Origin of the sequence: Bacillus sp. JJ1503 (genome assembly GCF_036965125.1) — a bacterium.
Taxonomy (GTDB): Bacteria; Bacillota; Bacilli; order Bacillales; family Cytobacillaceae; genus Cytobacillus.
Map to the genome: position 1 here is coordinate 25,368 of NZ_JBALOZ010000043.1, position 7,205 is coordinate 32,572.

Here is a 7,205-nt window from a genome sequence, read left to right on the forward strand (position 1 = left end):
GTCGCGTTTTTGTCGACCTCGAGGTCATAAGCCAATCCTGAAAGGTAGAGCTCACCTTTCCGGGAGGCTCGTCTTGTGCTTGTCGGGGGTGGGCGAGGCGCTTTCGCTTTTCTAAGGAGTGAGTTTTACTATGAGTGTCCCATCTATGCCTATTAGTCTAATGTCAAATGTTTATCGTAGGATATTGCCAATAGCTCATAAGGAATTGGATTATTGGCGGAAGAGAGCGGAAGAGATTCCCGATCCAGAACTTAGAAAACAGGCATTAGCGAGCATAAAGCAAAAGACCTTTCATTGTGAAGGCGGCGCCATCATGGCGTTAATGGCAAAAGAAAAATATGAAAAAGCGATTAAATTTATAGTTGCTTATCAAACAATCAGTGATTATTTGGATAATTTATGTGACCGAAGTACATCCCTGGATCCAGAAGATTTTGAGGCTTTACATGAATCAATGATGGATTCTTTAGTGGTGGAGGCTGCACCGAAAAATTATTACCGATTTAGAGAAGAACAGGAAGATGGAAATTACTTAGCTGACCTTGCTGCAGCCTGTAGAGGAGTTTTATCTGAAATAGGTAATTATGAAGAAATCAGCGGTCATTTATTAGAATTGTGCCGGTATTATTGTGATTTGCAGATTCATAAGCATGTAAAAGTGGAGGAACGCGTGCCAAGGCTTCAAGGCTGGTTTGATGAATACAAGGAAAAAATACCAGAGATGGAGTGGTATGAGTTTTCAGCTTGCTCTGGATCGACATTAGGTATTTTCTGCCTTGTTTCTTATGCCATGAGGGATGATTTTAAGCTGGAAGACGCAGAAAAAATTCGGAACGGCTATTTTCCTTACATACAAGGTTTGCATATATTATTGGATTATTTTATTGATCAGGAAGAGGATCGTGCTGGCGGAGATTTAAACTTCTGTTTTTATTATGAAAGTGAAGAGAAGCTTTTTGACAGGCTGAAGCATTTTGTACAAGAAGCTGACAAGCATACAGAACAGCTGCCTCATAAACGATTTCATCAATTGATTAACCGTGGACTGCTAGGGATTTATTTATCAGATGAAAAGGTCCGAAAGCAGCGAAATGTAAAGAAACTAGCTCGAGGAATGATCAAAACCGGCGGGATGATCAGTTTTTTCTTTTATTTAAATGGACGTGCTTATCGGGCTATGCAAAAATGGATGCCAGCCGGTCTTATGAGGGCATTTTTAAAGTAAATTGAAGCCGAAATTTGAAAAAACCTGCTTAAATGCAGGTTTTTTCTCTTTGGAAGGGAAAAATCGGTCAGTTTTCGGTAAATCAATCGGCACTTTTTTTAGTATCCGCCAGTTACGCAGAAATATCCGCTACTTTTGTGATATATCCGTTAGATACTCAATTATTATCTTTTTTCAATCGCCACAATGAAAGGTGGATTATTCTTCTGATTAATGAATTGATACTGAAGTACATGAGCCTTTTTTTGGTCTAGCTGTTTTACAAATTGAAGGAGTGCGTCACGTTCAATCGCACCTTCTTCGTGGCCATGGTAAACAACAAGGACAATAATCCCTTCAGGAGCCATAATTTCAAGAAGCTGCTCAATCGCTGAAATAGTTGTGTCTGGAACTGTAACAATCGATTTGTCGCCGCCTGGCAAATAGCCCAAATTAAAAATAGCACCTTTAATTTTACCGTGATTTTCTGCTGAGATACTGGACAATATATGTTCATGCCCATTATGAAATAAAGTAACGCGGTCAGAAAGCTGCTGTTCTTCTATCCTTTTTTTTGTACTGAGAATTGCTTCTTCTTGTATGTCAAATCCGAATACATGACCGGAATCTTCAACTAATTTTGCCAAGAATAATGTATCATGCCCATTTCCTAATGTTGCATCGACTGCAATGTCACCAGAACCAAGGGCTTTTTCTAGCAGTTTCCTGGCAAAAGGCAAAACTCCATCTAGCTTCATGCTTGAACCTCCACACTGCTTGCTTTATAAAATTTTCCTTGCCAGCTGTTCCGTCTTTTAAGTTCGGCATCTATAGAGTTTAGAACCTCCCATTTATTGACACTCCACATCGGACCAATCATCAGCTCAATAGGACCATCCCCAGTAATTCGATGAATAATCATTTCAGGAGGCAGAATTTCAAGTTGATCACAGACTAAACTAACATATTGGTCAAATGATAAGAATTCAAGCATTCCTTTTTCATATTGCTTCACCATTGGTGTTCCTTTTAAAAGATGAAGAAGGTGGATTTTGATTCCTTGAACATCTAGCTTTGCGACCTCCCTAGCAGTTTCCATCATCATTTCCGGTGTTTCCAGTGGAAGCCCATTAATAATATGGGAACAAACACGAATTCCATGTTTTCGAAGCTTGTTGACACCGTACACATAGCATTGATAATCATGAGCACGATTGATCAGCAATCCGGTTCTTTCATGTACAGTTTGCAAACCAAGCTCAACCCATAAATAAGTTCTTTGATTAAGCTCAGCCAAATATTCCACTACATCATCTGGAAGGCAGTCTGGCCTTGTAGCAATTGAAAGCCCTACAACATCTTCAAACTGTAAAACTTTTTCGTACATATTTCTTAACACTTCTACGGGTGCATGTGTATTCGTAAATGCCTGGAAGTAAGCCATATATTTGCCATCTTTCCACTTCTGATGCATTTTTTCTTTAATTTCTTTAAATTGTATCTCTATATCGTCAGATCGGTTTCCAGCAAAGTCACCAGAACCAGCCGCACTGCAAAATGTACAGCCTCCGTGCGCGACCGTGCCGTCACGATTCGGGCAGTCAAAGCCGCCATCAAGAGCAACCTTAAAAACCTTATGGCCAAATTGATTCCTTAAATGGTAATTCCATGTATGATAGCGTTTATTATCAGATGCAAAGGGAAAAGGATTAATCTGATTCATCATTGTAAACCTCCTTAAAGCACTATAAATAGAGAAAACCTATTTTTAAATGTAATGGCTATCAACGATTTTTGCCAGTAAAATTACGAAATAGGAAAAAGAAATATGAACAAACTAATGAATGAAGCATTTTGCTTCTGAAAAGACCGATTCATTTCAGGAGGGATATTATGGCTACTCGTGACTCCGTTGATAATCTAATACAGCAATGTGAGGATGCTATCCGTTTCGCTAATGACCAGCTTCAGGAAGGCAGAACTCAAGAGCATTACAATGATGCTGGTTTTACGGATGCTCTGTATTCTCTTGAGAATGCGTATAATGATCTGACCAAACTTGCTTTAAGTGCCAACGCCCAGCAGAGGGAACAGCTTCACCGCATGAGGCTGCAGCTTCAGCAGCTCCAAAATCAAATGATTATTCATCCCCATTAAGGAGTGATTTTCAAGGTGAAAAAACGGTCTAAACAAAGAAACCCTGAACAAAAGAACCGTAATGGCATAAATAATCAAGATCTAGAGATAGGTCAGGATTTCGACATCGTCAAGCAAGCAAAAAAGTTGTATGAAAAAAAGGGACAGCCAGTAAAATCAAAATTCCATCCTGAATAATCGAAACCCTCCAATTCTGGAGGGTTTTTTAGTTGTTCCACAGGGCTTCCGCTTTTCTAGGAATATTGTGTATTTTCTTTGTTTTGGCTGCTTAGATGATTCCCTATTGCAAGGACAGTAAAAAAGAAATAAAATTGCTTAGTGAACCGAACTAATTGTCGAGCAGACTTTTATATATTTTGGTCTATTTTAGGAGGGTTTTTTCATGCCACGTGCCTTATGGCTTTTAATAATTGGGATGGTGGTGAATGTTACAGGCTCTTCTTTTTTATGGCCTTTAAACACAATCTATATTCACGATCATTTAGGAAAATCATTATCAGTTGCGGGAATTGCTCTCATGTTAAACTCTGGAGCAAGTGTCATTGGCAATTTAACCGGGGGCATCCTTTTTGATAAAATTGGCGGCTATAAATCAATCCTGCTGGGAGCAGGAATATCCTTATTATCATTAATCGGGTTAACCTTTTGGCATGATTGGCCAATGTATGTTGTCTTTTTAACGATGGTTGGATTTGGGGCAGGAATTATTTTCCCATCAATGTATGCAATGGCTGGTTCAGTATGGAAGGAAGGCGGAAGAAAATCCTTTAATGCTCTATACGTAGCGCAGAACCTTGGTGTAGCAATCGGAGCGGCCCTTGGCGGATTTGTAGCTTCTTTTTCTTTTCAGCTCATCTTTATTGCTAATACGTTCATGTACTTGGCTTTTCTTTTCATTGCTGTTTTCGGATATAAAGGAATTCAAATTGAGTCAAGTATGCATACTTCTGTTCGAAAGAAAAAGTCTGTTGTTAAGGACCATTCAAAGCTATATGCCTTATTAATTTTATGTATTGGCTACAGCTTATGCTGGGTCGGATATGTTCAGTGGCAAACGACAATTGCCTCTTTTACACAGGAGCTTAATATCACCTTAAGACAATATAGTCTGCTTTGGACGATCAATGGAGCATTAATTGTTCTAGGGCAGCCAGTAATAAACTTGCTTGTGTCCCGAATCAAATCTCTGAAGACACAGATCAATATCGGCATTATTATTTTTATAGTCTCTTTTGGAGTTGTTTCCGTAGCCCATCAGTTTGCAGCTTTTCTTGCTGGAATGATTATATTAACAATTGGCGAAATGTTAGTATGGCCAGCAGTTCCTACGATCGCCAATGATCTGGCACCAAAAGGAAGAGAAGGATTCTACCAGGGAATTGTCAATAGTATGGCAACAGGAGGGCGTATGATTGGACCGCTCCTAGGGGGCATTCTTGTCGATATATACGGAATGTCAATGCTATTCTCAATCATTATAGTTTTACTCGTGATCTCTATTTTTACAACATTCATCTATGATAAAAAAATTAGAAAAACAAAGAGCGTTGCACACGCATCTTGAAGACCTGCACTAATGCTGCAGGTCTTTTAATTATGATTAGCCACTATTTCTCTGTTCCTCTACAAATACTACTTCCGAAAAATAGCTTTTTAATAATACCCATTTAGCAGGATACATATAAATAAATTCATTCACATCTTGATTCGAATAGATCACTAAATAATCCAATAGCATCTTTGCCTGATTTAAATCGTATAGAAGAGCATGAGGAAGGGTGTAATAATCATTTAGCTGGTTTGAATTCAGTTTTATTGCTTGGATCTGATTTGCCTTCAGAAATGAACTAATAATGCTTATACAGTGCGAGATCCCTTCTAAATCTTGATGCTGTCTTTCATTAATGAAGTAAATGCCTTTCATAGTTAACACTCCATTTTCTCTTTTCTCCCTTCTTTGACAAAAAATAGAGGAAAAATACTTATGTAATTAAATTATCTAACAATTGCGATAAAATAAGCGGGAATGTATAAATGATTATAAAGGGGAGTATTATGAAAAACGCATTATTAAATATTCCAATCGGAAGTTATTTTTTCATTAATCCCTCAAAAAAGGCTTTTGTCTGTTGATGAGATTGCGGATTATGCATATTCCTTGCAAGTGAATCTGCAAACGGAGTGACAGGGCAGGCCATCTGATTGATGGGGGATATACAGTTCAATAGATTTTGAGGGGACAGCTGTGAGATGTCCCTTTAAAATTTTTTAAAAATTCATTCACATAATCTTATTTCCCGCATATGCTACATATTAAATTTCCTGTCAAGATGAGCCCGCTTGCATCTTGGCGGGAAATTTTATACAATAGCACTAATATATTTATATGCTAAGAAAAGGATTAGTAGTGGATTGAACCTGATTGTAGAGAGTTGACGGGTGGTGCAAGTCAGCCGGGTAAACCATGAACTCGCCTTTGAGCAGCAAGTGTGAAGGAATAGTAATGCTTGCCGTACTCCGCGTTAAGGATGAATGAAGCGAGTGACTATGTCACTAATGTGGGTGGTACCGCGGGAGATTATACATAATCCTCTCGTCCCTTAATTGGGATGGGAGGTTTTTTTGATTTTTTTCGAAATATTCTATAATTTTCATTTAGGAGGAACATGTGATGAGTTTCAATCATCAAGAGATTGAGAAAAAGTGGCAAACGGTCTGGGAAGAAAATAAAACATTTAAGACGAGTGAAGATAAAGGAAAGCGCAAATTTTTCGCACTTGATATGTTTCCATATCCATCTGGAGCTGGACTTCATGTCGGACATCCAGAAGGATATACGGCAACGGATATCCTTTCCCGTATGAAGCGAATGCAGGGTTATAATGTGCTTCATCCAATGGGCTGGGATGCATTCGGTCTTCCTGCCGAGCAGTACGCATTAGATACAGGGAACGATCCAGCTGAATTTACGGCAAAGAATATTAATACATNNCTTATGATTGGGATCGTGAAGTGAATACGACTGATCCTGAGTATTATAAATGGACACAATGGATTTTCTTAAAGCTATATGAAAAAGGTCTTGCTTATATTGATGAAGTAGCAGTGAACTGGTGCCCAGCACTTGGAACAGTTTTAGCGAACGAAGAAGTTATTGATGGAAAAAGTGAGCGTGGCGGCCACCCGGTTGAGCGCAGACCAATGAGACAATGGGTATTAAAAATAACTGCCTATGCAGATCGTTTGCTTGAGGATCTTGATTTACTAGATTGGCCTGAAAGCCTTAAAGATATGCAGCGTAACTGGATCGGCCGTTCAGAAGGGGCAGAAGTAACCTTCCAAATTGAAGGCCATGAAGGAACATTCAAAGTATTTACGACTCGTCCTGATACACTTTTTGGTGCAACCTATGCAGTACTTGCTCCGGAGCATGATTTAGTCGACAAAATTACGACTGAAGAGCAGCGTGCTGCAGTTCAAGGCTATTTAGATAAAGTTAAAATGAAAAGCGATTTGGAAAGAACTGATTTAGCAAAAGAAAAGACAGGTGTTTTCACAGGCGCCTACGCAATAAACCCGGCAAATGGCGAAAAGATGCCGATCTGGATTGCCGATTACGTATTAGCGAGTTATGGAACCGGTGCTATTATGGCTGTACCTGCTCATGACGAGCGTGACCATGAATTTGCAAAACAATTTGACTTGCCAATTGTTGAAGTTGTTGCTGGTGGAAATGTTGAAAAAGAAGCTTATGGTGGCGATGGCGAGCATGTAAATTCCGATTTCTTAAATGGAATGAATAAAGAAGAAGCTATCGGTAAGATGATTGCTTGGCTTGAAGAAA

General features: G+C 39.0%; 7 protein-coding genes, 2 pseudogenes and 1 other annotated feature. Of the genes and pseudogenes, 6 read left to right on the plus strand and 3 right to left on the minus strand.

All coding sequences use genetic code 11. The annotated features are described in order from the left end of the window. Positions 1-130 precede the first annotated feature (130 nt). The gene (locus V7149_RS04205) at positions 131-1,225 is read left to right on the plus strand and encodes a tetraprenyl-beta-curcumene synthase family protein (protein WP_335344402.1); all 1,095 of its coding nucleotides are present in this window, start codon (positions 131-133) and stop codon (positions 1,223-1,225) included. Between the two features lie 164 nt (positions 1,226-1,389). Here the strand turns inward: V7149_RS04205 and V7149_RS04210 are convergent, their stop codons facing one another. Further along, positions 1,390-1,962, minus strand: coding sequence for a class I SAM-dependent methyltransferase (locus V7149_RS04210; RefSeq protein ID WP_335344403.1), 573 nt, complete (start codon positions 1,960-1,962; stop codon positions 1,390-1,392). Then, positions 1,959-2,927: a TIGR01212 family radical SAM protein gene (locus tag V7149_RS04215; RefSeq protein WP_335344410.1), complete on the minus strand. Its 969-nt coding sequence runs from the start codon at positions 2,925-2,927 to the stop codon at positions 1,959-1,961. Before V7149_RS04215 ends, V7149_RS04210 begins: the two co-directional genes overlap by 4 nt. 170 nt (positions 2,928-3,097) lie before the next feature. On the opposite strand from V7149_RS04215, the gene V7149_RS04220 reads away from it, so the two are divergent. From V7149_RS04220 to V7149_RS04230, 3 genes are all read left to right on the plus strand, one after another. Next, entirely contained in the window at positions 3,098-3,361 is a 264-nt protein-coding gene (locus V7149_RS04220) for a YtzC family protein (RefSeq protein ID WP_335344404.1), read from the plus strand. Positions 3,362-3,376: 15 nt separating this feature from the next. Next, positions 3,377-3,538 carry a glycogen biosynthesis protein GlgD gene (locus tag V7149_RS04225; protein ID WP_335344405.1) on the plus strand — a complete coding sequence of 54 codons (162 nt, stop codon included), beginning with the start codon at positions 3,377-3,379 and terminating at the stop codon, positions 3,536-3,538. A 205-nt stretch (positions 3,539-3,743) separates the two neighbouring features. Continuing rightward, a complete protein-coding gene (locus V7149_RS04230; RefSeq protein WP_335344406.1) occupies positions 3,744-4,925 on the plus strand; it encodes an MDR family MFS transporter in 1,182 nt (393 codons plus the stop codon). A gap of 36 nt (positions 4,926-4,961) precedes the next feature. Here the strand turns inward: V7149_RS04230 and V7149_RS04235 are convergent, their stop codons facing one another. Continuing rightward, positions 4,962-5,285: a hypothetical protein gene (locus tag V7149_RS04235; RefSeq protein ID WP_335344407.1), complete on the minus strand. Its 324-nt coding sequence runs from the start codon at positions 5,283-5,285 to the stop codon at positions 4,962-4,964. 162 nt (positions 5,286-5,447) lie between these two features. On the opposite strand from V7149_RS04235, the pseudogene V7149_RS04240 reads away from it, so the two are divergent. Next, positions 5,448-5,589: pseudogene (locus tag V7149_RS04240) on the plus strand (SDR family oxidoreductase); the annotation flags it as partial. A gap of 154 nt (positions 5,590-5,743) precedes the next feature. Further along, positions 5,744-5,965 (plus strand) — a binding site (T-box leader). A 67-nt stretch (positions 5,966-6,032) separates the two neighbouring features. Continuing rightward, positions 6,033-7,205: pseudogene (gene leuS, locus V7149_RS04245) on the plus strand (leucine--tRNA ligase); the annotation flags it as partial.

Excerpts from the sequence above, each read along its gene's own strand:
- V7149_RS04235 (WP_335344407.1), bottom strand. The coding sequence starts at position 5,285 with ATGAAAGGCATTTACTTCATTAATGAAAGACAGCATCAAGATTTAGAA.
- V7149_RS04215 (WP_335344410.1), bottom strand. The coding sequence starts at position 2,927 with ATGAATCAGATTAATCCTTTTCCCTTTGCATCTGATAATAAACGCTAT.
- V7149_RS04230 (WP_335344406.1), top strand. The coding sequence starts at position 3,744 with ATGCCACGTGCCTTATGGCTTTTAATAATTGGGATGGTGGTGAATGTT.
- V7149_RS04210 (WP_335344403.1), bottom strand. The coding sequence starts at position 1,962 with ATGAAGCTAGATGGAGTTTTGCCTTTTGCCAGGAAACTGCTAGAAAAA.
- V7149_RS04205 (WP_335344402.1), top strand. The coding sequence starts at position 131 with ATGAGTGTCCCATCTATGCCTATTAGTCTAATGTCAAATGTTTATCGT.
- V7149_RS04220 (WP_335344404.1), top strand. The coding sequence starts at position 3,098 with ATGGCTACTCGTGACTCCGTTGATAATCTAATACAGCAATGTGAGGAT.